Raw genomic sequence first — 21,643 nt, 5'->3', positions numbered from 1 at the left:
GCACCACGCGGTGGTTGGCCACAGCGGCACCTACTTGAACGTCGGAAGCTTCCGCTTTTGGTTCGTGGGCCAGCGCTGGGAGTGGTCCGACGAGGTAGCGCGGATGCACGGGTACGAACCCGGCTCAGTGGTGCCGACAACCAAGCTGCTGCTGTCGCACAAGCACCCGGAGGACCGCGCGCACGTCCAGGATCTGCTCGACTACGCGTTGCGGTCGGGGGAGTCGTTTTCGAGTCGGCACCGGTTCCTCGACACCGCCGGCAATGTGCACGACGCGATCGTGGTGGCCGACCGCATGCGCGACGGCTCGGGAGCGGTGGTGGGCACCGCCGGCCATTACATCGACCTCACCGACGCCTTCGATGAGACCCGCCAGGAAGTGCTCGACGATGCCCTGCCGGATCTGTTCGAGAGCCGGGCCGCGATCGAACAAGCCAAGGGTGTGCTGATGGCCGTCTACCGCGTCAGCGCCGATCAGGCGTTCCGTGTTCTGCAGTGGCGATCGCAGGAGACGAATGTCAAGTTGCGCGCGTTGGCGGCCCAACTGGTCGCAGAAGTGCCGGCCCTGCCACCCATGTCGGCTGCTACCCAGAGCAGGTTCGATCACCTGCTGCTTACGGTGCACGAACGCATCGGTGCTGACGCCGGCTGACTGGCGCATTAGGCTTCATAAGCCCCATCTGTTTTGGACGCTGCGCGGCTCGGGCCCCGCGTGTCGTCCACCGGCCTGATTTCACGCATTCGAAGCGGAGAAACGCAATGGATTGGTTGGAAATCGACCATGAGGCCCGCGAGGACGCCGTCGTCGTGCGCGTCAAGGGCGATGTCGACTCCAGCGTGGTCGAGCGACTGACCGGTAACCTGCTCGACGCGCTGGATATGGCGAAAGCTCACCCGGCCCGGCTTCTGGTTGTCGACTTAGAGCAGGTGAGCTTCTTCGGAAGCGCCGGATTGAACGCGGTGCTCGACAGCCACCAGCAAGGTACGGCGACCGGGACGGCTGTTCGGCTGGTGGCCAGCAACGGTCAGGTGCTGCAACCGATCGAGGTCACCGAGCTGGACCGAATTCTTGACATCTACCGGACGCTGTCCGACGCGTTACGGGGCGTCAAACCTTTCGTCGACCCTGGGGACGACGATGAACGCGGATACGCCGGCTGACCTGGTCAGACCTCTTCCATCGCCTCGCCGAGCTCCTCCAGGAGCTTGTTGTGATGGTTGCTCGCCAAGATGTGCCCGGCCGCGATGACCAATGCGACCGGCCAGTCGATGAGTTCGAACGCGGCCAAAGCGGCCAGACCGGCGTAGTAGGCGATTTGCTCGGGCCGCGGTATCTCCACCGGACCGACCACCGGCAATTTCATGGCGAAGGTTTCGCCCTCGCGGATCTGCTGCACGGCGTCACGCTGTGACGTCGACTGTCGCGTCTTCTTTTCCGCCATCATTTCCCTTTCGGTAACTAAGGGTTTGCCACCGAGCCCGATCGTGCGGTCACCGTGGGACATATGTCGAGGACCGACCAACTGGCCGATCCGCTGATTTCGCCGATCGCGTCGCTGCTGAATGCCCCGTTGCTGCAACTTTATGCGCTGTTGTGGCGCGCGGGCGTGGTGGAGATTGTGGAGACTCAGCGGGAGGCTCCTCCTCGTCGCGCGTCGGGGCGGGAGCCGTCTGGCGAGGCGGAGGATCCTGAGGATGGTCGTCTGGTTGCTTCGGGGCGTCGAACACCCGGCTGAAGACGGCCACGCCGATGGTCGCGGCGGTGGCAGCGCCCAGCCCCTGGGCCCATCCGAGCGGGCCGAGCGGGGTGCAGCCGAACAGCTGACTGACGCCGGGAATGCTGATCAAGATCCCCACACCGGCAAGTGAGCCCAGCGCGGTGAGTACCACCATCGGCGCCTGGGACTCGAGCAGCGTCTGGCCCAATTCGGCCCCTATCAGCGCGACCAGAGCCACGGTGGATGCGCGTTGCGGCAGCGCGGTCAACGCGGTCAGCCCGGTGAGCCCGGGGGGCCCGTTGAAGCCCGCCATTGCCCATGCCGCGGTCGCTGCTGCAGCTGTAGCGACGCCGCGGATGGCGACGGCGTTCCACAGCGCAGGCTGATCCACGCCGCGCAGTTTGGGATCCACCGTGCTGCGTGGCTTGCTGACCGCGAGGGCGGCGGCCGGCAGCGCGTCGGTCATCGTGTTGACCAGCAGCAGCTGGCGAGTGTTCAGTGGCGAAGTCCCGGTGATCGCGCTGGCGATGATCGCGAAGATCACCTCACCGGCGTTGCCGCCGAGCAGCACCGAAACGGCTGCCTGCACCCGTCGCCAGAGCTGGCGCCCTTCTTCGACCGCTTCCAGAAGTGCGTCGATACGGCCGTCGATCAGCACCACGTCTGCCACCAGGTGGGCCGGGTCGCTGCCGTGTGCGACCACGCCGACCCCGACCGTGGCGGCCCGGATGGCCGCGGCGTCGTTGGCCCCGTCGCCGACCATCGCGGTCCGCACACCGGCGTTCTCCAGCGTCTGGACGACCTGCACCTTGTTCTCCGGTGTCATCCGGGCGAATATCACCCGTTCGGTCACGACGTGCTCTTGGTCCTTGCGCGACAGGGCATCCCATTCCGCGCCGGTGATGACCTGCTCGGGACTCACTGACAGGCCAAGCTCCGCGGCAATGGCCTTCGCGGTGATCGGGTGATCGCCGGTGATCAGTTTGATGCCCACCCCTTGCTCATGCAGGGTTGTGATCAGGCCGGCGGACTGCGGGCGCGGGGTATCGGACAAGCCGAGGAATCCGGTGAGGGTCAACCCGTCTTGGCAGTACTCGGCGATGTCGTCGGGGTTTTCCTTTATTGCCTCGGCCTGCTTGGCCGTCAGTGTGCGCTGCGCCACGGCAATAACCCGCAACCCGCGGGCAGCCATTTCAGCGACAGTGCTGTCCATCAACTTGTCATTGCCCGATGCGGCCAGGACCACTTCGGGTGCGCCTTTGACGGTCAGCTCTCTGCCCGTCGCCGACGCTGAGAAAGCCCTGCCGGAGCGGAACGGGAGGTGGGCGACAGGCGTGTCATCACCCTCGGCGAACGCGCCCGCCGCGCTAGCGCCCTCGACGATGGCGATATCCGTCGCATGCGCCTGCACGCCGCCCTTGGTCGCCGGCGCGGCGTGCGCCGCACAACGCAACACCTCCGCTTTCAAGGCGTCTTCCGTTTTTCCGGCGGCCCAGTCGCCCGACGCCGGGCGAACCTCCGACACCCGTAGCCGGTTCTCGCTGAGCGTTCCGGTCTTGTCGAAACAGACCACTTCGATGCGGCCGAGCGCCTCCACCGACCGCGGAACACGAACCAGCGCACCGAACTTCGTCAGTCGTCGGGCTGAGGCAGCTTGCGCCAGCGTCGCCACCAGGGGCATGCCTTCGGGGACCGCGGCGACCGCGATGGCGATGGCGCTGGACACCGCGTGCTGCAACGGGATGCGGCGCACCAGTCCGAGCGCGCCGACCAGCGCGCCGCCGGTGATGCTGACCGGGAGTGCCCGTGTGGTGAGCTGGCCGAGCTGGTGCTGCAGGCCGATGTCCGACGACAGCTCACCGGAGATGAGATCGGCGGCGCGACGTTGCTGGGTGTCGGCGCCGACCGCCGTCACCAGCGCGACCGCGGTGCCCGCCACCACTGTGGTGCCGCCGAAGAGCATGCAGCGACGCTCGGCAAGCGGGGCGCCGGGCGTGGCCTCGACCTGCTTGTCCACCGACAGCGACTCGCCGGTGAGCGTCGACTCGTCGACCTCGACGTCGACCTCGTCGATGATCCGGGCGTCGGCGGGCACCACCTCATGGGTGCGCACCTCGATCACATCGCCGGGCCGCAGGTGCACGGCATCGACATCGATATATGTCCGCTCGCCGTCGCGACCTGTGATCACCTTGCGCGCCGGCGGGATCTGCAGGGCCAGCAGATGGCTCAACCGCTTTTCGGCGCGCAGCCGCTGGGCGGCGGCCAGGATCGAGTTGCCGGTCAGCACCGTGCCGACCAGCACCGCGTCGACGGGCGAACCGAGTATCGCGCTGGCAGCCGAGCCGAGCGCCATCACCGGGGTCAGTGGGTCGGACAGTTCGGCCCGCACTGCCTTGGCAAGCTGCCAGAGCGCCTGCATCGGCGTCTGGGACGGTTGCGTGCCGCCCCGCCGATATGGCTGGTCAGTGGTGTGCTCGTCGGCCAGGACCTCGGGAAGGGTCTTGCGGACCTGCTCGACCGACATTGCATGCCATTCGTGCACCTCTGCCGGGCGTGGAGTGTCGGCATTGAGGATTCCGCGGGCGAGAAGATAGCCCGAGAGCAGCCCGGCCGCCGCGCCGACGTTGACCGTCTCGGATCCCAGATTGCCCCGGACGCCCGGAATCATGAAAAGCGAGCCCATCGCGGTGGCGCCGGCCGCAATCCCTGCGCCGCGCTGAGTCGCGGTTTTGGCCGCGGGCAGCGCGTGCAGGACCCGCCAGGCAGCCGTTAGATCCGGCAACAGCAGATCGGCATTCCAAGGTGGTGCGCCTTGCTTCGGCATCACACCCAGCGCCAGGTTCGCGGACGAAATCGCTTGCGCGGCAGACGATGACAATACGGCCACCGTCCGGCCGGCCTGCTGCAGGTCGGTTACCGTGCCGGCCAGCGCGTCGTCGATGGACTTGGTAGTCCCGCTTTTGAGGGGCCGGATGTCGTCGAACGCCGTTCGCAACTCGCCCAGTACGTCGACGTCGACGGTGATCAGTTCCGCGCCGCTGTGGTGTGCCTCGGCGACGACGCCCGCGGCCAGTGGGTCGTGGGCGGGCAGGAATTGCGCCTCGACCTTGCCATTCGGGCGGCTACCAGATATGCCGCGCACGGCGCGCCAGCCTGGGCGCACGTTGTTCTTCTCCAGCATGAGCTGGGCCTGGCTCCATGCCGCGGACAAATCGTTGTCGTCGGCGCCGCGGATGCTCGCCACCCGCACGATGTCGGTACACAAGACCCGCGGGTCGATGACGATCGCGTCGACTTTGTCCAGCCGGCGCAGGCTCTCGGGCCGCATCGGCAATACCGAGTGCCGGTCGGCCAGCCCGCGGGCAAGGTTCGCGGCGAATGCCTCGGGCGTGGTCCGGTTGGCCTTGGGGGTGGTCACCTGCACCGCGGTGGCGGCCATGTTCACGGTGCGGGTGCCGAAGCCGATCGCCCCGGCGCTGACGGCCTGGAGGAGGGCGAAACGACGCACGCTGCGTTCCATGCTCCTCGACGGCTGTGGCCGCGGCGACAGGTACGTGGGTGGCTGGTCTGCGTGTTGCGCCAGCTGCGGCTCATGCAACTCCCAGGCCTGCGCTTCCGCGCGGACCTCCGCGGCTTTCAACGACTGCATCGTCAGGCCTATCGCCAACGACGTCGGAGCTTGCGACAGGGTTTGGCTGGTCGCCTGGACCAGCGTCATCACCGTGTCGGTGGCGGGGCCGCCGATGCGGTCCTCGAGCCGGCGGCGTAGCCAGGGCTGGTAGTCGAAGAACGTGATGCCCGCGGCGATGGCGACCGGCAACCGCGGCAGGCGCGTCGCGCGACCGGCGAGCGCTATGCCCAGCCCGGCCGCGTTGGCGGCCACGGTCAACGCTCTGATGGCCATCACGACGCCGTCGCCCGGCAGACTGCCTGCCAGCATGGACTCGTCTTGCCTTGCAAAGGAACGTCTTTCGGCATCCTCGACGATGCGGCACAGGTCGCGCAGCGCGACGTCCTGATCGTCGAAGCCGACGACCACGCGCGACAGCGGGTAGTTCAGGCTGGCCGACGTGACCTTCGGGTGGGCCCGGACCGCGTCGAGCACGACGCGTCCGAGTCGACCGTCGTCGGTGCCGTCGAGCCCGCGCACCTCGATCCAGGCGCGGCTTTCGCCGCGCCAGCAATGGCGGCTGAGGGTCTCACGCGACAGTTCGCCGGAAAGAACCCTGGCCCCTTCGCGCAGCGGGATGGTGGCGATCTCGACGCTGGTCTTGGCTATGGTGCCTGCGGTCTTGCTCAGGGTGTCCGCGACGGCTGTCGCGGTTGTGACCGATGCGGTGGTGAGGGCGGTGGCGGTCTCGACGCCCGACGCGAAAACGCGCAGCGGCAAAGACCGGCTTATCGACGTGGCAATGCTCAATTGCTGTCTGCGCTGCCGATTAGTTGGTGCTGCGCAAGTTGGGGGCACCCGCCCGCCGACCGGTCGTCTTCTTGGCAGCAGACTTGGCCGGTGTCTTGGCGGGTTTCTTTTGCGGCTGGGCTTTTTCGGCCGCCGGTTTGTCGGGCACCGGGGCGAGTTTCGCCTTGGCCGGGGAGGCGGATTCCTCAGGCTTCTCGCTCAGCTTGCGCAAGACCAGCGCACCGCCACCGACCGCCAACAGAATCGGCCACTCGACGAGGCCGGTAAAACCAAGCGCACCGATGGCCAGCGCGGCCGCCGCCGTCGACTTGCTGCCGCTGCCGATGCCTTGCTGAATGCCCTCGGCGGCTCCCTTGACGCCGCCGACAACTCCATTAATCGCGGCGCCCCCGATAGCACCCGCGGCCGCCGTGGTCGCCGATGCAGCTTGATTAACTGTTCGACCAACAGTGCGGACCGCTCCGCCGACGAAACTCATGATCAATCACTCCCTGGCTTTAACCCTTTATATACCTCTGCGTCAAACGCCCACAGCAACAAAAGGTTGTTCCTGGCACGTTTCAAATAAAAGCCTGCCACGTTACAAACTTGCAGACAATGAAGGCCGGTCAGGGGCGTGCGCGCCGTTACGTGACTCAGCTGGACCGCACTTCGACCAGCACCGGCGCATGGTCGCTGGGGGCGTTGCCTTTGCGCTCCTCCCGGACGATCTGCGCATCGGTCACCCGGTCGGCCAACGCCGGTGACGCCAAGATGAAATCGATGCGCATACCGCGATTCTTCGGGAACCGCAGTTGGGTGTAGTCCCAGTACGTGTAGACCCCGGGCCCGGGGGTGAAAGGCCTTACCACATCGGTGAATTGGGCGTCGACGATGGCGTTGAACGCCGTCCGCTCCGGCTCGGAGACGTGTGTGCAACCGGCGTAGTACTCAGTGCTCCACACATCGTCGTCGGTTGGGGCGATGTTCCAGTCGCCGACCAGCGCGATCGCCGCGGTGGGATCGTCGCGCAGCCAGTTCTCGGCCGTATTACGCAGTGCGGCAAGCCAATTCAGCTTGTATGTATAGTGCGGATCGGCCAGGTTGCGACCGTTGGGCACGTACAGGCTCCATACCCGCACGCCTCCGCAGGTGGCGCCCAGCGCGCGGGCTTCGGCGGTCGCGGTCACCTCGGGCTTACTGCTCCACGTGGGCTGGCCGTCGAAGCCGATCTGCACGTCGTCGAGACCGACACGGGATGCGATCGCGACGCCGTTCCACTGGTTGAACCCGACGTGGGCAACCTCATAGCCGAGTTCGAACAACGGCAGGGTGGGGAACTGGCTGTCGGAGCACTTCGTCTCCTGCATGGCCAGCACGTCGACCTCGGCGCTGGCCAGCCAATCGACGACGCGGTCCAGGCGCGTGCGGAAGGAATTCACGTTCCAGGTGGCCAGCCGCAGATGCGACTGGCCGCCGTCAACCGTGCCGTCGGGCATGGCTAGAGATTATCGGGGGGCCGGACATAGCGGCGCCGATGGTGCAGCCGGAAACCGAGCGACTCGGCCATCGCGATCGCGTGCGTGTCGTCGTCGCCGGCTCGCAGGTAGGCGCGGGTAGCGCCGCGATGGGCTGCCCAGGCCAGCACTGCTTCGGCCGTGTGCACGTCGGTCAGCCCTACCCACCGCGTCCCATCGGGCGCATCGCTCACCGGCGGGCGCGTCGGGGTGGCGTCGCGATCGTCGTCGAGCGTCGCGGCCATGTGACGTTCGCCCACGTCGCGCACCAATATGCGTTCGGTGCGTTCGGTGGTCATGTCCCCGGGCAGTCGCAACAAACGATCGGGGAGGACCAGCCGCGGTGTCAGGTCGCGGTCCTCACACCACGCGACGATGGCCGGGATGGCAGCGGCGCGAGCCGAAATATCCAGCGGCACTGCCGAATTGGCTTCAAAGTCGGCGCCGCTTCCGGCTCGCAGCAGCCAGCCGTCCAGCCAGGTCTGTTCCACCCCGGGCCACGCCGCGGCCACGGCGTGTTCGAGCGACCGGATCTGCGAAGTGCGCACCGGTGCGTCGGTGAGAACCCGCAGCGCCACCGCGTCGGCGGGGGCAAACTCGACGACCGCACCTGCCTTGGTCCGCACCCGCACCACCGGATCGATCGCCAGCAGATGGCCGACCGCATCGGTCAGCGGCGGGACCGATCCGGCGGGACGTCGGTAGCGAACCGTCACCCGCGTTCCGAGGTCCGGCCACGAAATCATCAGTGACCGAACGGGTCGGGTCCTTCGCCCGGCGTCCACGACAGGCCGGGAACGCCCCAGCCGTGTGACTTGACGGCCCGTTTCGCGCTGCGGGCATGCCGGCCGATCAGGCGGTCCAGATACAGGAAACCGTCGAGGTGCCCGGTCTCGTGCTGCAGCATACGGGCGAACAGGCCGGTGCCCTCGATGGCGACCGGGCTGCCGTCGGCGTCGAGCCCGGTCACCCGGGCCCACTTGGCACGACCGGTGGGGAATGACTCGCCGGGAACCGATAAGCACCCTTCGTCGTCGTTGTCCGGGTCGGGCATGGTCTCGGGTATTTCGGAGGTCTCCAGGACCGGGTTGACGACCACGCCGCGGCGGCGGGCCGTCATTCCGCGGTCGTCGGCGCAGTCGTAGACGAACAACCGCAACCCGTGGCCGATCTGGTTGGCGGCCAGGCCGACCCCGTGCGCGGCGTCCATTGTCTCGTACATGGTTGAGATCAATCCGGCCAACTCCGGCGGGAGCGATCCGTCGGCGGCGACCTGAACCGGCGTCGTAGGAGCGTGCAGGACGGGATCTCCCACAATGCGGATCGGAACGACTGCCATGGTCGGCTAGCTTAAGGCGTGCCCGCGGCGGGGAGCGGCGGCGGGCAATCCAAGTAAGTCTGCCGACTCGCGGGTCTGCATTCCGGCGCAACACTTGTCGGCGTGGTTCAATATTCGCCGAAACGTGCCCGTATGTAGGTCAAGTCATAGAGCAAGAGATTCGCCGGAAGGGCCCAGGGGAAGCGATATGGACAGCGCCATGGCGCGGGCAAATCGATCGGGGGACGACGCTGACATCGCCGACGGGCTGACCCGCCGCGAACACGACATTCTGGCGTTCGAAAGGCAGTGGTGGAAGTTCGCCGGTGTCAAGGAAGAAGCCATCAAAGAGTTGTTCTCGATGTCGGCGACCCGCTACTACCAGGTGCTCAACGCGCTGGTGGATCGGCCCGAAGCGCTGGCCGCCGACCCGATGTTGGTCAAACGGCTGCGGCGGCTGCGCGCCAGCCGCCAGAAGGCCCGCGCGGCGCGTCGCCTGGGCTTCGAACTGACCTGACACCCGTGCGTCTTCGCAGGCGCTTTTGCAGGTTCTGGCCGTCTGCTGGCTACAGTGAACTCGATGAACACGCGTGTGCCCGACTCTTCGGGGCTGCCCCTGCGAGCCATGGTGATGGTGCTGTTGTTCCTCGGCGTCATCTTCCTGCTGCTCGGGTTTCAAGCGCTGAGTTCGTCGGGGAACTCCGATGAAAACTCCTCGTCGCCGTCGTCGGCGAGCAGCAGCGCCGCCCCGGCACCGAGCTCGACCAGCGCCAAGCCCGCCGCGACTCAGGTCGAAGTGAGGGTGCTCAACGTCACTCAGATAGAGGGCGTGGCGCGGCGCACCGCTGATCAACTCAAGGCTGCCGGTTTCAACGTCGCCGAGCCTGGCAACCTGACGCCGTCGCCCCCTGATGTGACAGCCACCACGGTCTACTACGACGCCGAGAGCGAAAAGGCCACGGCCGATGCGGTGGGACAGAAGCTGGGTGCACCGGTCCAAAAGCGAATCCCCGCACTCGCCGATCAGCCGCCCGGCGTCATCGTCCTGGTGACTGGCTGAGGCTTCTCGGCTTTTCGTGTGAACTGACGGCGTTCGGTGTGAACTGACGGCGTTCGGTGTGAATTGACGGCGTTCGGTGTGAATTGACGGCGTTCGGTGTGAACGTAGGGCGGGATCCAGCCGATTTTTGCGCCGTGGTTTCACTCGCGAAGCCGTGGTTTCACTCGCAAAGCCGTGGTTTCACCCGCAAAGCCGTGGGTTCACGCGCAAAGCCGTGGGTTCACGCGCAAAGCCGTGGTTTCACTCGCAAAGCCGTGGGTTCACGCGCAAAGCCGTGGACTCACTACGCAGAACGCTTCGGCGCGCATCGTCGCCAGGCTAGGCTGCTCGCTATGCCTATCCTCGCCGGTCACCGCACTGCCGCCATGTCCGCGCTGGCCGCGGCCAGTTGTGTCGCGCTGCTCAGCGCGTGCTCGTCACCCCAACAGCCGTCGACGACACCGGGCACCACGCCGCCGGTGTGGACCGGATCGTCCGCGCCGTCGTCGGAGCACTCGGCCACCCCGAGCACATCGGCTGCGCCGGCGGGGCAGAGCTTGACCGCGCATCTGAAGGCCGCCGATGGCGGCGAGGTCGCGACGGCCGAGTTCGTGTTCAACAACGGCTATGCCACCATCACGATCAAGACGACCGGCACCCAGCTGAGCCCCGGCTTCCACGGCGTGCACATTCACAAGGTGGGCAAGTGTGAGGGCGACTTCTCGTCCGCCGGTGGTCACTTCCAAAAGCCTGGACACACTGGACACCCCACCAGCGGTGACCTGACCTCATTGCAGGTGCGTGGGGACCATGGCGCACTGTTGGTGACCACCACGGACGCCTTCACCATGAACGATCTGGTGACCCCTGAGAAGACCTCGATCATCATTCATGCCGACGCCGACAACTTTGCCAACATCCCGCCGCGCTACATCCAGAAGCAAGGTGGGGCAGAGGGTCCCGACGAGGCCACGAAGAGTACCGGTGACGCCGGCAAGCGGGTGGCGTGCGGTGTCATCGGTGCCGGCTAGCGGACCGGTCAACAGGGCAACTGCCCATATCGATTTCGCCAGCTCACCGCGGCCGACGGTGGGTGTGGAGTGGGAGTTCGCGCTGGTCGACGCGCAGACTCGTGACCTGAGCAACGAAGCCACCGTGGTCATCGCCGAGATCGGCGAAAACCCGCGCGTACACAAGGAATTGCTGCGCAACACCGTCGAAATCGTCAGCGGCGTCTGTGAATCCGCCGCCGAAGCGATTGACGATCTGCGCGACACCTTGGGCCCGGCCCGCCGGATCGTCCGCGACCGCGGTATGGAGCTGTTCTGCGCCGGCACGCATCCGTTCGCGCGGTGGTCCAGGCAGGAGCTCACCGACGCCCCCCGCTACGCCGAGCTGATCAAGCGCACGCAGTGGTGGGGCCGCCAGATGCTGATCTGGGGAGTACACGTGCATGTCGGAATCTCCTCGGCGGCAAAGGTAATGCCGATCATGACGTCACTGCTCAACTACTACCCGCATCTGTTGGCGCTGTCGGCTTCGTCACCGTGGTGGGGCGGCGACGACACCGGCTATGCCAGCAATCGGGCGATGATGTTTCAGCAGTTGCCCACCGCCGGTCTGCCGTTCCACTTTCAGACTTGGTCGCAGTTCGAAGGCTTCGTGTACGACCAGAAGAAGACCGGCATCATCGACCATATGGACGAAATACGTTGGGACATCAGGCCGTCGCCGCATCTTGGCACGCTGGAGGTGCGGATCTGCGACGGCGTGTCGAACCTGCGCGAGCTCGCCGCCCTGGTCGCGTTGACGCATTGCCTGATTGTCGATTTGGATCGCAGGCTCGACGCGGGCGAGAAACTGCCGACCATGCCCCCTTGGCATGTGCAGGAGAACAAGTGGCGTGCCGCCCGCTACGGCCTGGACGCGGTGATCATCCTGGACGCCGACAGCAACGAGCGACTGGTCACCGACGATCTCGACGACGTGTTGAACCAGCTGGAGCCGATTGCAAAGTCGTTGCACTGCACCGACGAACTCGCGTCGGTGGCCGACATCTATCGGCAGGGCGCGTCGTATCAGCGGCAGCGGCGGGTGGCCGAGGAGCATGACGGCGATTTGCGCGCGGTCGTCGACGCATTGGTCGCCGAGTTGGAGGCCTAGCCATGGCGGAAGTTGCCGCGCGCGCGATGTTTCCGCTCGAGACGGCGTTGCTGCCCCATCAGGATCTGCCGTTGCGCATCTTCGAGCCGCGTTACAGCGCGTTGGTCCGGCACTGCGTTGAGACCGGCGAGCCGTTCGGTGTGGTGCTGATCTCGGCGGGCCGCGAAGTTGGTGGCGGTGACGCGCGTTGTGACGTCGGAGTGCTGAGCCGGATCGCGGCCTGTGTCGATCGCGGCGCGGGCCGGTACTCGCTGCAGTGCCGGACCGGTGAGCGGATTCGGGTGCTCGACTGGCTGCCTGACGATCCCTTCCCGCGTGCGACGGTCGAGCTCTGGCCGGACGAGCCTGGTGATCCCGTGATCGAAGCCCAACTCCTGCAGCTCGAAGACCGGGTGATGGCGTTGTTCAAGCGGATCGCGACTGCCCGCGGCGCGCAGCTGCCGGGCCGCGACGTGCTGCTGGACTACGGTGAAATCGACCGCCACGACGCGGGGGAGCGGCTGTTCGCGCTGGCGTCCCGGGTTCCGATCGGGCCGGCCGACCGCTACGCCGTGCTATCGGCGCCGTCGGCCGCCGATCGGATGGTCGCGCTGACCGAAGCCGTCGAATCCGTGGCCGCGGCCGTGGAGTTCCAGCTGTCCGACTAGTCCGGCGAGCAGAGGCAAAAGCCCCCTCACGCCCGGCGTGTCAGGGGCTTTTGCCTCTGCTCGGCCAGCGACTTCAAGGTGAGCAATTGCTTGCGCATCATCACCAGGTCGCCCAACGCGAGCACACGCGCCAGCGGGCGGGGCCCGGCGAACAGCACACGCGCGTGCAGCCGAGCGCCGGCGCCGTCGGGCCGGATCGCATAGGTCACGGCAACACCTTTGGACACCAGGGTGATGTGCTCGTCTTCGACGAACGATTGCAGCGCGAACAAGGTCATGAAGCGCTGTCCGACTTCGAGGTGAACCAGTTCCGGGTCACGCTCCGCAGGACTGCGTCGGCCGAAGTTGTCCAGAAGGTCGTAGCTGTAGGGCGCCACGCGAAGCTGACACAGCCAGGCGAACACGATCGACGGCGAAGCGTCGATGCTGATCGCGCGGTCCGCCTGGAAGCCGCGACGACACAGCGCATCGCAGGGCAGCGCGCCGGTTCGTTCCGATACCCTGGTGCCCCAGGTAGCGCCGGGAATCACGACAACGATCTCCTAACTTGCAGCCATCCGAGTCAGGCCACGACGAGCGCTGCGCTCCATCAGCCGCGGTGCAACGATCCGATGCAGCGGGCCGATCATCGCCCACACCGTTCGGGCGGCGATTTTGTGACAAAAATGCAGGCGAGTGGTGAGTACGGCGCGCCCGTCCTGGCGTCGTAGCGTCAGTTGGCCGCGCATGAGCGGCCCGCCCGTCGTTAACACGATCTCATCGTGATCCGAACGCGTGATCGGCCAGCCGATTATGTGCTCAGGTGAGGAATACGGACCCAGGCGAAATCTCAGTATGTGGCGGTGAATCCACAACACAAGGTTCCCCAACGCGCCTGGCTCCTGACCCAGCGCGTCACGGAACGCCCGTTCGGCACTCCGCACGTCGCCATGAAGGATGGGGACCTCGAAGACGTCCACGTAATCGGCCTCGCCGGTTGCTGCCCGCTCGGCGAGCGCTTGTGCCGCAACCCTTTTCAGCGTCCAGCGCACCGCGACGCGGTGTCCGCCACTGCCGATGACCAGCGCGCGATAGACCTTGCCGTGCAGCCCGGGAAAGGCGGCCCAGGTCAGCGCCCGCAGGCAGGTGCCGTCGCCGACGCCGTCCATCTCGAACACCCAGCGGTAGATCGCGAACGGGTGTCGCCCCTTGAGCTCCAACCGTTCGGGCGCCGTCGCTTCGTCGAGCACAAAACCGAATGGCACGGTCGACGGGTCTTGCGGATCGCGGCACATCACACGCAGCAGGGCCGACCACACTTCCTCCGGCGATGCGTCGATTGAGATAGCATGCTCATCGATATAGGGCAATCGTTCCATATAGAAGGACTGTACTAGATCGTGGCACCTCCGCGGAAGCATGAGACCGATGTGATCCTCGACGCAACGCGGGATCTGGTGCTCACGCACGGCCCGCGGGCGGCCAGCGTGGCGGCGATCGCCAAGGCGAGCGGCGCGCCGGCCGGGACGCTGTATCACCGGTTCGGCAACCGCGACGGTGTGGTGACCGCTGCCTGGCTTCGCGCACTCGAGCGCTTCCAGTCACTGGCGCTGGCTGCTCAGGCGAAGACTGCGCTGGATACCGCGACGGCAATGGCCGTGTCGGCAGTCAGTTTCGCGCGTGAGCTTCCGGACGACGCGCGACTGCTGTTGAGCATCCGGCCCGACGATCTGCGCGACGGCAAGCCGGACGCGGCGTTCCGGCAGACCCTCGCCACGATGAACGCGCCGCTCATCGAGCGGGTGCGCGAGCTGGCCCGCGACCTCTACGGCAACAGCGATGCGCGGGCGGTCGATGCGGTGAGCAGAGCCGTCGCCGATCTGCCGTACGCCGTGGTGCGGCGTCATGCCCACGACGATCCGATGCCTGACTGGCTGGAGTCCGATGTCGCGGCGGCCGCCCGGGCGGTGCTACAGAGCTTTGGCGGGACCGGTCGGTGACCGATCTTGATCGCCCCGACCGGGCGGGTCCTCTACCGGCACCAAGGGCAGTGCGGCCAGCGGGAACAAGCCCGACACCGCGAACGCCAGCGGGTAACCGGCCACCATGATCAGCTCGGCGAACACCGGTGGCGCGACGGCTACTACCAGGCGCTCAAAGGTGTTCTGCTTGCCCAGTGCCCAGCCGCTCCAAAACGGCCCGGCGATCTCCGGGATCTTGGTGAACGGCAGCCCATTGTCGCCCGTCAGCGCCGCGGCGACGACCATGACCGCCACGCTCAACCCCACGTCCAGCTGATCGGTGAGCGCCAACGCCATCATCACCGCTGCGGTGACCACCGCGAGCTTGCGTACCGGCCGCATCCGCGAGCCGATCCGGTCCGCCCATCGCCCGGCCGCAATGCGGAACAGGGCGCCCAGCAATTGCGACAGGCCGATCAGCACGCCGGCCCAGGTCATCGACAGGTGATGCTTGGTGGTGAACCAGATCAGCATGAATGTCAGCACCACGGGTTGCGGCATCATCAGCATTGCTGAGGCAAAGTGGATGCGCCACAACGCTGTTCCGCGGTAAAGCTCAGCCAGTTCGTGCATGTCGACATCGGATCGCTCGTCGCGCGGCGGGTCGTGAATGCTCAAAGCGCTCGCCACCGCCGCCAGCGCACACAGGCTCGCGGGAAATAACAGCGCCACCGCGAAGTTTCGTCTCCCCAGCTCGGGAATCACCAACGCGGCCACGGCGATACCCAGCGGCTGTGCGGTCTGCCGTATCCCCATGGCCAGGGCCCGCCGATGCTCGGGGAACCAGCCGGTGACCAGCCGGCCGCTGGCCGTGATGCAGCTGGCGGCGGCCATGCCGCCGAGCACCAGAAACGTCCCGACCAGCACCATCGAATGCACGGACGCCGCGGTGAAGCCGGCCACGGCGGTCAATCCCAAGCCCAGCGAGAGCACTATCCGCTCGCCGAAACGATCCAGCAGGTGACCCCAGCCGATCAAAGTGAGCATCATTCCGACACTCGGCATCGATGACAGCAGAGCTGCCTGTGCCAGGCTGTGGCCTTCTTTGGCGAGCAACGGAATCAGGAAGGCTACGCCGTTGATGAAGACGTTGGCCGACAGTGTCGCGGTCTGCGACACCAGCAGCATCGACCAGCGCCGGGCCGCGCTTACTTCTCGTGCGGCTTCTTCCGTCGTCATCGCTGGCTGCTCTCTTCAAAGTGCGCCATTGTGCGCCGAGTCGCGTAGGCGACCGCGCTGACGGCGAACATCGCGGCCGTGAGCATTAGCCACCTACCGAGAAACGGCTCTTGGGTGAGTCCAGTGTCCTGGAAGTACTTCGTCGCGCCCTGCTTGATGATGTCCGGCAAGAAAATAAGCATCAGCAGCGCGGAGCCAAGCGCCGGAACCCGCACGTAGTTGAGCGCCGGCACTCGAGATTCGCGCCGCTGTTTCGTTCCGATGCCTAGGAATCGGTCTGCCAACGCGTACAGCGGAAACAGCACCAGGTCATGGAAGATAATCGCCGCGGCGAACCACAATGTCATCGATTTCCACCACGTACCTTCCGGCTTCCACAGGGTGGATGGCTGGGCCGTGACAACCAGGTAACCCAATAGCGCGAATCCGGACAGCATGGTCAGTAGGTGTACCGGGCCAGACCCATACAGGTCGCGGAAAACACTTGTCGCCCGGGACATCTCAGCCCACCTCGAAGTTGATGGAGCTCACCCATTTGGTGTTGTGCACTCCAGGAAGGGCGGGCACGATGATCCGCGCCGGGTAACCGTGATCGAGTGATAGGTCGGCGCTGTTCACCCGCAGCGCCAGCATGGCATCGGGATCGGCGATCTGGTTTCGCTGCAGGGTGGCACGGTTGAAGTAGCCTTCACGTCCGAGCGACGACACCAACGCCGAACGCGGTGCGGGCACACCGGCCAACTTAGCCAGCTCGGCCAGTCGCACTCCGCTCCACTCTTGCGTGGTCGACCAGCCCTGCACGCACGCGATAGGCAGGCGCGCGCTGTGTTGGTTCATCGCGAGCAGTTCGGCACGCTGCAACACCACCGGCATCGGACCCCCGCGAAGGGTAAGCCGCCAGCTCGCACCGGTCTCTGCAGGGTCGACGTCGACACCGGCAGCCGTCTTGTTGATCCGAAAGTCGTTGGGCCCCTTCCCGGTCGTGTCGCCGGTGGGGAGCATCAGCGGTAGGTGGCGAGCGACACCGCCGATCGTTTGCCCCGCGGTAACCAGGGCCGTCAGCAGTACGCCACCGCCGACCAGCCCGAGTGCACCGCGGCGGCTCATCGTCGGCGGTGCCGGGTCGGTGGCGACGAGCTCGTCGGGATCGGGCGGCTCGGGACGGGTGTCAGCCCGACTGGTGCGCAAAACTTCTCGCATCGACATCGACCGCAGAGCAGTAATCATGCGCGAAACCTTGAGGGTGATGTGCATCGTGAAGCCGGCGATGAATACCCACGCGCCGTAGTAGTGCGCGGGGAAGAAACTGAATCCGAAGATGTAGTCGTATTGGATGTACAGCACACCGGTGACAATTTCGAACAATATTCCGCCGACCAGCATTGCGATCGAAAGTCGTTCCAGCACTTGAGCTATCGACCGGCTCGGTGGCCATGCGAACAGCCGCGGGATCACCGACCAGAGCTTGGCCAACACCACGGGAATGAGCACTAGTCCTAGACCGACGTGCAGGCCCTGGCTGAGTTGGTACAGCCACAGCGGGTGCGTGGGCCAGTCGAAGCTCGGCAACTTGAGCCAACCCACATGGACCGGCAGCGCCTGACCGAACTGAGGTCCATAGGCAATGTAGGAGAGCAAGCCCGTCAGAATCACGATCGGCAGCCCCACCAACAGCACTAAACCGAAGACCGCCGTCAGCCAGGGTCCGCGCAGCGGGCTGCGCCAACGATGAAGCCGGTCGAAGCCGGGTGGAGGACGCATCGAGGAGCGATACCCTAGACGACGGCGAGCAAACGTTACAGAGCTTTGGCGAACGCGCGTAGCGAATCGACCTGCAGTGCATCCAAAGACGGGCGCACCGTGTTGTGGGCGGCTGCCAAGTCGGCGGCAGTCACGTCGGCGGCGTCGATGGAACGCCGCATCGCGGTCAACGCGGCCTCGCGCAGCAGAGCCACGCAGTCGGCCGCGCTGTAGCCGTCCAGCCCGGCGGCCACCTCGTCGAGGTCGACGTCGGAACTCAGCGGAATCGATTTCCCTGCGGTGCGCAGGATTTCCCGCCGGGCGTCGGCGTCGGGGGGTTCGACGAACACGAGGCGCTCCAGCCGGCCTGGCCGCAGCAGGGCTGGGTCGATCAGGTCGGGCCGGTTGGTCGCGCCCAGCACGACGACGTCGCGCAGCGGGTCGATGCCGTCGAGCTCGGTGAGCAGTGCGGCTACCACGCGATCGGTCACGCCGGAGTCGAAGCTCTGGCCGCGCCGCGGCGCCAGCGCGTCGACCTCGTCAAGGAACACCAGCGACGGCGCCGAATCGCGGGCCCGTCGAAACAATTCGCGAACCGCTTTCTCCGAAGAGCCCACCCACTTGTCCATCAGCTCGGAGCCTTTGACCGCGTGCACGCTGAGCCGTCCGGTGCTGGCCAGCGCGCGGACCACGAAAGTCTTGCCGCAGCCGGGCGGGCCGTATAGCAACACCCCGCGCGGCGGGTCGACGCCCAGCCGGGCGAAGGTGTCCGGATGTTGCAACGGCCACAGCACCGCTTCGGTCAGGGCCTGCTTGGCGTCCGCCATGTCGCCGACGTCGTCGAGCGTGACGTTCCCGACGCTGACCTCTTCGCCGGCCGAACGGGACAGCGGCCGGATGACGGTCAGCGCACCGAGCAGGTCGTCCTGGCTGAGCGCCGGCGGCTGGCCGTCGGCGCTGGCCCGCGCGGCCGCCCGCAGCGCCGCCTCGCGCAACAGCGCAGCCAGGTCGGCGACGACGAAACCCGGTGTGCGGCTGGCAATCTCGTCGAGATCCAGGTCGCCGGTGGGGACCGGCTTGAGCAGCGCTTCCAGCAGCGCCTTGCGGGTCCCGGTGTCGGGCAGCGGCAAGCTCAGCTCCCGGTCGCACAGCTCGGGTGAGCGCAGGCGCGGATCGAGCTGGTCCGGTCGCGCGGAAGTGGCGATCAGCGCAACACCGTCGGTGGCCACCGCGGTGCGCAGCTCGGCCAGGACCAGCGCGGCGACCGGCTCCGCGGTAGCCGGCAGCAGGGCGTCGACGTCGGTGATCAGCAGCACCCCGCCGCCGTCTCGCACCGTCGTCACCGCCGAGCTGACGGCTTTGAGGCGGTCTTCGGCGGCCAGCGCGCCGGCCTCGGGGCCGTCCAGCTCCACCAGCCTGCGTCCGGCGCACACCGCGCGCACCAACGTCACCTTGCCGACACCCGCCGGCCCCGACACCAGCACGCCCAGATTGGTGCCGGCGCCCAGCGTCTTGAGCAGGTGCGGCTCGTCGAGCGCAAGCTTGAGCCATTCGGTGAGCTTGGCGGCTTGCGGCTGTGCGCCCTTGAGCTCCTCGACCTGGATCTCGGGACTGGCCCGGAAGGTCAGGCTGACCTGTTCGTGGGTGGACGTCGCGGCGTTGCGTGGGCCTCCCGGAACCCCAGCACCCCAGGTGACCAATGAGTTGGGCTGCACGCTGACCGGTCCGGCGGGGTCGACGCCGGTGACGGTCAGCAGCTCGGATGTCCAGCTGATGCCGACCGATGCCGCCAGCGCGCGGGTGGCAGCCGACGTCGACGTGCCCGGACCGAGGTCGCGGGGCAGGAGTGACACGGCGTCGCCGACGGTCATCACCTTGCCGAGCAAGGCCTGCCGCAGGGTGAACGACGAGATCGACTGGCTGGCCAGCGCCGAACCGCTCAACGTCACCGACCGGGCGCCGTAGACGGTGACCGGGCTGACGATCACCTCGGTGCCCTCCCGCAGTCCGGCGTTGGACAGCGTCACGTCGTCCAGCATCACGGTGCCGACCGGGATGTCCTGGGCGGACATGCTTGCCACCGCCGCAGTGGTCCGCGACCCGGTCAGCGACACCGCATCCCACTCCCGGATGCCAAGGGCGGCAACGGCGCTCGGGTGCAACCGGATGACGCCGCGGCGCGAGTCGACCGCTGAGGTGTTCAGCCGGGCGGTGAGCGTTAGTTGACGGCCCGTGTCTCCCGATTGGGGGGAGGTCGGGGAAGTCACTGCAATCGCCCACCCGGTTTGCGCAGTCCCAGCCGTGCCATCGACCGCCCGCTCGGCTTACGCAGCCCCAGCCGAGCCATCGATCTGCGGTTCGGCTGTGCCCGACGGTCCGCGCGCCGCAACGCGCGGCGCTGCTTGGAGGTGTCTTCCCATACTTCGGGGTGCCGGTCGAGCCAGTGCTTGGTGCGGATGGCGAACGGAACGTGCAACAGGTAGGCGATGATGATCACCCAGATCGTGATGAAGGGCTCCAACACCGCAGCAGCCGCAAAGATCACCAGCAGTGCCAGCAGGGCGGCGGCATACTTCGGCGGCACTCGCACGGCGTGCATCTTTATCATCGGGATCCCGCTGACCAGGAGTATCGACGTTCCCGTCACCCAGATGCACAGGAACCACACCGAGCTCCACCAGCCGTCGCCGAACTGCAGTTTGAGCCCCATCAGACCGATCAACGAGATAGCGCCGGCGGGCGCGGGCATCCCGACGAAGAATTCGTGCGCGTAGGCGGGCTGGGTCCCGTCGTCCTGAAGCGCGTTGTAGCGCGCCAGCCGCAACACCACGCACACCGCGTACAGCAACACCACCACCCAACCGACCGGCCACCGCGACAGCGTCGACACGTAGAGCACCAGGGCAGGCGTCACGCCGAAGTTCACCGCGTCGGCCAAAGAGTCGATTTCGGCGCCCATCCGGGACTGCGCGTCGAGGGTGCGGGCCACCCGGCCGTCGAGCCCGTCCAGGATGGCAGCAGCGGTGATCAGCGCCAGCGCGGGCACCAGCCGGTGCTCCAGCGCGAACCTGATCGCGGTCAACCCCGCGCAGATGGACAGCACCGTCATAGCGCTGGGCAGGATCTGCAGGTTGACCGATCGCCTGCTCCGAGGCTTGTCGATCATGGCAGCTCGGCCAGCACGGTTTCGCCGGCAAGCGCACGCTGCCCCACCTTGACGAGCGGCTCCGCGTCCGGCGGCAGGTAGGTATCCAGCCGGGACCCGAATCGGATCAGCCCGTAGGTGTCGCCGATCGACAGCTTGTCCCCGATATGCGCGTCGCACACGATACGGCGCGCGACCAGCCCGGCTATCTGGACCGCCACCACTTCGGCCCCGCTGGCAGTGCGGATCCGGATGCTGGTGCGCTCGTTCTCGTCGCTGGCCGCGGGCAGGTCGGCCGACCCGAAGCGGCCCGGCCGGTGCTGTACCGCGATCACCTCACCGCTGATCGGGGCGCGCTGCACGTGGGCGTCCAGTATCGACAAGAAGATGCTGACCCGTGGCAGCGGCTTGTCGCCCATGCTGAGTTCGGCGGGCGGTGCGGCCGAGTCGATCAGGCAGACCAGGCCGTCGGCGGGCGCGACGACCGCCCCGGGGCGGGTAGGTGGCACGCGCGGCGGGTGGCGGAAGAACCCCGCGCAGGCCCCGGCGGCCAGCAGGCCGCCCCGGCGCAGCCACCGGTAGCGGCGGCCGCCCGCGGCGCCGGCCAGCGCCACGGCCAGGCCGGCCGAGATGAATGGCAGTCCGGCCCGATGGACCGGCGGAACGGTGGAGCGCACCAAGTCCAGCAGGTGCGCGGGGCCCTCCGTAGCGGACGGGCCGGAAGGGCGGGGAGGGCGGGGTGCCACGCGGTCATCTTACGGAGCCAACGGCGAGG

22 protein-coding genes and 1 pseudogene are annotated in these 21,643 nt (G+C 67.0%); 9 read left to right on the top strand and 14 right to left on the bottom strand.

Going from position 1 to position 21,643, the window contains the following annotated elements; all coding sequences use genetic code 11:
* Window positions 1-10: 10 nt before the first annotated feature.
* A complete protein-coding gene (locus AC5Y21_RS11950; RefSeq protein ID WP_499912659.1) occupies window positions 11-652 on the top strand; it encodes a PAS and ANTAR domain-containing protein in 642 nt (213 codons plus the stop codon).
* Between the two features lie 107 nt (window positions 653-759).
* Window positions 760-1,161: an STAS domain-containing protein gene (locus AC5Y21_RS11945; protein WP_499912485.1), complete on the top strand. Its 402-nt coding sequence runs from the start codon at window positions 760-762 to the stop codon at window positions 1,159-1,161.
* A gap of 5 nt (window positions 1,162-1,166) precedes the next feature.
* Here the strand turns inward: AC5Y21_RS11945 and AC5Y21_RS11940 are convergent, their stop codons facing one another.
* A complete protein-coding gene (locus tag AC5Y21_RS11940; protein ID WP_499912483.1) occupies window positions 1,167-1,442 on the bottom strand; it encodes a hypothetical protein in 276 nt (91 codons plus the stop codon).
* Window positions 1,443-1,505: 63 nt separating this feature from the next.
* Between AC5Y21_RS11940 and AC5Y21_RS11935 the strand changes: the two genes are divergently transcribed.
* Complete coding sequence (locus tag AC5Y21_RS11935; RefSeq protein WP_499912657.1) at window positions 1,506-1,736, top strand: Rv1535 domain-containing protein; 231 nt, start codon at window positions 1,506-1,508, stop codon at window positions 1,734-1,736.
* 19 nt (window positions 1,737-1,755) lie between these two features.
* On the opposite strand, the pseudogene AC5Y21_RS11930 reads toward AC5Y21_RS11935, so the two are convergent.
* The 5 genes and pseudogenes from AC5Y21_RS11930 to AC5Y21_RS11910 all read right to left on the bottom strand — a co-directional run.
* Window positions 1,756-4,074: pseudogene (locus tag AC5Y21_RS11930) on the bottom strand (cation-translocating P-type ATPase); the annotation flags it as partial.
* 2,086 nt (window positions 4,075-6,160) lie between these two features.
* Window positions 6,161-6,619: a hypothetical protein gene (locus AC5Y21_RS11925; RefSeq protein WP_499912482.1), complete on the bottom strand. Its 459-nt coding sequence runs from the start codon at window positions 6,617-6,619 to the stop codon at window positions 6,161-6,163.
* 157 nt (window positions 6,620-6,776) lie between these two features.
* Window positions 6,777-7,583, bottom strand: coding sequence for an exodeoxyribonuclease III (locus tag AC5Y21_RS11920; RefSeq protein ID WP_499912655.1), 807 nt, complete (start codon window positions 7,581-7,583; stop codon window positions 6,777-6,779).
* Window positions 7,584-7,621: 38 nt separating this feature from the next.
* Window positions 7,622-8,383: a GNAT family N-acetyltransferase gene (locus tag AC5Y21_RS11915; protein ID WP_499912480.1), complete on the bottom strand. Its 762-nt coding sequence runs from the start codon at window positions 8,381-8,383 to the stop codon at window positions 7,622-7,624.
* On the bottom strand, window positions 8,383-8,976 hold the full coding sequence (locus AC5Y21_RS11910; protein ID WP_499912479.1) for a peptide deformylase: 594 nt from the start codon (window positions 8,974-8,976) through the stop codon (window positions 8,383-8,385). Before AC5Y21_RS11910 ends, AC5Y21_RS11915 begins: the two co-directional genes overlap by 1 nt.
* Before the next feature lie 187 nt (window positions 8,977-9,163).
* On the opposite strand from AC5Y21_RS11910, the gene napA reads away from it, so the two are divergent.
* From napA to AC5Y21_RS11885, 5 genes are all read left to right on the top strand, one after another.
* Complete coding sequence (napA, locus tag AC5Y21_RS11905; RefSeq protein WP_499912477.1) at window positions 9,164-9,472, top strand: nucleoid-associated protein NapA; 309 nt, start codon at window positions 9,164-9,166, stop codon at window positions 9,470-9,472.
* A 63-nt stretch (window positions 9,473-9,535) separates the two neighbouring features.
* The gene (locus AC5Y21_RS11900; protein ID WP_499912476.1) at window positions 9,536-10,015 is read left to right on the top strand and encodes a LytR C-terminal domain-containing protein; all 480 of its coding nucleotides are present in this window, start codon (window positions 9,536-9,538) and stop codon (window positions 10,013-10,015) included.
* Between the two features lie 332 nt (window positions 10,016-10,347).
* On the top strand, window positions 10,348-11,025 hold the full coding sequence (sodC, locus tag AC5Y21_RS11895) for a superoxide dismutase[Cu-Zn] (protein ID WP_499912474.1): 678 nt from the start codon (window positions 10,348-10,350) through the stop codon (window positions 11,023-11,025).
* Window positions 11,006-12,157 carry a glutamate--cysteine ligase gene (locus AC5Y21_RS11890; protein ID WP_499912653.1) on the top strand — a complete coding sequence of 384 codons (1,152 nt, stop codon included), beginning with the start codon at window positions 11,006-11,008 and terminating at the stop codon, window positions 12,155-12,157. The genes sodC and AC5Y21_RS11890 overlap by 20 nt, the downstream gene beginning before the upstream one ends.
* Before the next feature lie 2 nt (window positions 12,158-12,159).
* Window positions 12,160-12,804 (top strand): LON peptidase substrate-binding domain-containing protein, encoded by a 645-nt coding sequence (locus AC5Y21_RS11885; RefSeq protein ID WP_499912473.1) that lies wholly within the window; start codon window positions 12,160-12,162, stop codon window positions 12,802-12,804.
* Between the two features lie 26 nt (window positions 12,805-12,830).
* On the opposite strand, the gene AC5Y21_RS11880 is transcribed toward AC5Y21_RS11885, so the two are convergent.
* Both AC5Y21_RS11880 and AC5Y21_RS11875 read right to left on the bottom strand, forming a co-directional pair.
* Window positions 12,831-13,334 (bottom strand): hypothetical protein, encoded by a 504-nt coding sequence (locus tag AC5Y21_RS11880; RefSeq protein WP_499912471.1) that lies wholly within the window; start codon window positions 13,332-13,334, stop codon window positions 12,831-12,833.
* Window positions 13,335-13,346: 12 nt separating this feature from the next.
* Window positions 13,347-14,162 carry a DUF2867 domain-containing protein gene (locus AC5Y21_RS11875; protein WP_499912469.1) on the bottom strand — a complete coding sequence of 272 codons (816 nt, stop codon included), beginning with the start codon at window positions 14,160-14,162 and terminating at the stop codon, window positions 13,347-13,349.
* Between the two features lie 21 nt (window positions 14,163-14,183).
* Here AC5Y21_RS11875 and AC5Y21_RS11870 point away from each other — a divergent pair, with 21 nt between their 5' ends.
* Window positions 14,184-14,783, top strand: a complete 600-nt coding sequence (locus AC5Y21_RS11870; protein WP_499912467.1) for a TetR/AcrR family transcriptional regulator — start codon at window positions 14,184-14,186, stop codon at window positions 14,781-14,783.
* On the opposite strand, the gene AC5Y21_RS11865 is transcribed toward AC5Y21_RS11870, so the two are convergent.
* Genes AC5Y21_RS11865 through AC5Y21_RS11840 form a run of 6 tightly spaced genes read right to left on the bottom strand, consistent with a single transcriptional unit; the run spans window position 14,754 to window position 21,614 of the window.
* Window positions 14,754-15,983 carry an MFS transporter gene (locus AC5Y21_RS11865; RefSeq protein ID WP_499912465.1) on the bottom strand — a complete coding sequence of 410 codons (1,230 nt, stop codon included), beginning with the start codon at window positions 15,981-15,983 and terminating at the stop codon, window positions 14,754-14,756. The two genes, AC5Y21_RS11870 and AC5Y21_RS11865, sit on opposite strands and share 30 nt — an antisense overlap.
* A complete protein-coding gene (locus AC5Y21_RS11860) occupies window positions 15,980-16,483 on the bottom strand; it encodes a hypothetical protein (RefSeq protein ID WP_499912464.1) in 504 nt (167 codons plus the stop codon). The genes AC5Y21_RS11865 and AC5Y21_RS11860 overlap by 4 nt, the downstream gene beginning before the upstream one ends.
* A gap of 1 nt (window position 16,484) precedes the next feature.
* Complete coding sequence (locus AC5Y21_RS11855; RefSeq protein WP_499912462.1) at window positions 16,485-17,744, bottom strand: molybdopterin-dependent oxidoreductase; 1,260 nt, start codon at window positions 17,742-17,744, stop codon at window positions 16,485-16,487.
* Between the two features lie 35 nt (window positions 17,745-17,779).
* The gene (locus AC5Y21_RS11850) at window positions 17,780-19,990 is read right to left on the bottom strand and encodes an AAA family ATPase (RefSeq protein WP_499912460.1); all 2,211 of its coding nucleotides are present in this window, start codon (window positions 19,988-19,990) and stop codon (window positions 17,780-17,782) included.
* Window positions 19,987-20,889 carry a CDP-diacylglycerol--serine O-phosphatidyltransferase gene (gene pssA, locus AC5Y21_RS11845; RefSeq protein ID WP_499912458.1) on the bottom strand — a complete coding sequence of 301 codons (903 nt, stop codon included), beginning with the start codon at window positions 20,887-20,889 and terminating at the stop codon, window positions 19,987-19,989. Before pssA ends, AC5Y21_RS11850 begins: the two co-directional genes overlap by 4 nt.
* Complete coding sequence (locus AC5Y21_RS11840) at window positions 20,886-21,614, bottom strand: phosphatidylserine decarboxylase (RefSeq protein ID WP_499912456.1); 729 nt, start codon at window positions 21,612-21,614, stop codon at window positions 20,886-20,888. The genes pssA and AC5Y21_RS11840 overlap by 4 nt, the downstream gene beginning before the upstream one ends.
* Between the last annotated feature and the right edge of the window lie 29 nt (window positions 21,615-21,643).

The sequence above is a fragment of the Mycobacterium sp. NGS41 genome (assembly GCF_059812725.1).
Note: the sequence above shows the minus strand (reverse complement) of the source record. Positions and strands in the feature narration are given on the sequence as shown.

Excerpts from the sequence above, each read along its gene's own strand:
- AC5Y21_RS11925 (WP_499912482.1), bottom strand. The coding sequence starts at position 6,619 with ATGAGTTTCGTCGGCGGAGCGGTCCGCACTGTTGGTCGAACAGTTAAT.
- AC5Y21_RS11945 (WP_499912485.1), top strand. The coding sequence starts at position 760 with ATGGATTGGTTGGAAATCGACCATGAGGCCCGCGAGGACGCCGTCGTC.
- AC5Y21_RS11885 (WP_499912473.1), top strand. The coding sequence starts at position 12,160 with ATGGCGGAAGTTGCCGCGCGCGCGATGTTTCCGCTCGAGACGGCGTTG.
- sodC (WP_499912474.1), top strand. The coding sequence starts at position 10,348 with ATGCCTATCCTCGCCGGTCACCGCACTGCCGCCATGTCCGCGCTGGCC.
- AC5Y21_RS11900 (WP_499912476.1), top strand. The coding sequence starts at position 9,536 with ATGAACACGCGTGTGCCCGACTCTTCGGGGCTGCCCCTGCGAGCCATG.
- AC5Y21_RS11940 (WP_499912483.1), bottom strand. The coding sequence starts at position 1,442 with ATGGCGGAAAAGAAGACGCGACAGTCGACGTCACAGCGTGACGCCGTG.
- AC5Y21_RS11865 (WP_499912465.1), bottom strand. The coding sequence starts at position 15,983 with ATGACGACGGAAGAAGCCGCACGAGAAGTAAGCGCGGCCCGGCGCTGG.
- AC5Y21_RS11855 (WP_499912462.1), bottom strand. The coding sequence starts at position 17,744 with ATGCGTCCTCCACCCGGCTTCGACCGGCTTCATCGTTGGCGCAGCCCG.
- AC5Y21_RS11915 (WP_499912480.1), bottom strand. The coding sequence starts at position 8,383 with ATGATTTCGTGGCCGGACCTCGGAACGCGGGTGACGGTTCGCTACCGA.
- AC5Y21_RS11935 (WP_499912657.1), top strand. The coding sequence starts at position 1,506 with ATGTCGAGGACCGACCAACTGGCCGATCCGCTGATTTCGCCGATCGCG.
- AC5Y21_RS11875 (WP_499912469.1), bottom strand. The coding sequence starts at position 14,162 with ATGGAACGATTGCCCTATATCGATGAGCATGCTATCTCAATCGACGCA.
- AC5Y21_RS11860 (WP_499912464.1), bottom strand. The coding sequence starts at position 16,483 with ATGTCCCGGGCGACAAGTGTTTTCCGCGACCTGTATGGGTCTGGCCCG.
- AC5Y21_RS11910 (WP_499912479.1), bottom strand. The coding sequence starts at position 8,976 with ATGGCAGTCGTTCCGATCCGCATTGTGGGAGATCCCGTCCTGCACGCT.
- pssA (WP_499912458.1), bottom strand. The coding sequence starts at position 20,889 with ATGATCGACAAGCCTCGGAGCAGGCGATCGGTCAACCTGCAGATCCTG.
- napA (WP_499912477.1), top strand. The coding sequence starts at position 9,164 with ATGGACAGCGCCATGGCGCGGGCAAATCGATCGGGGGACGACGCTGAC.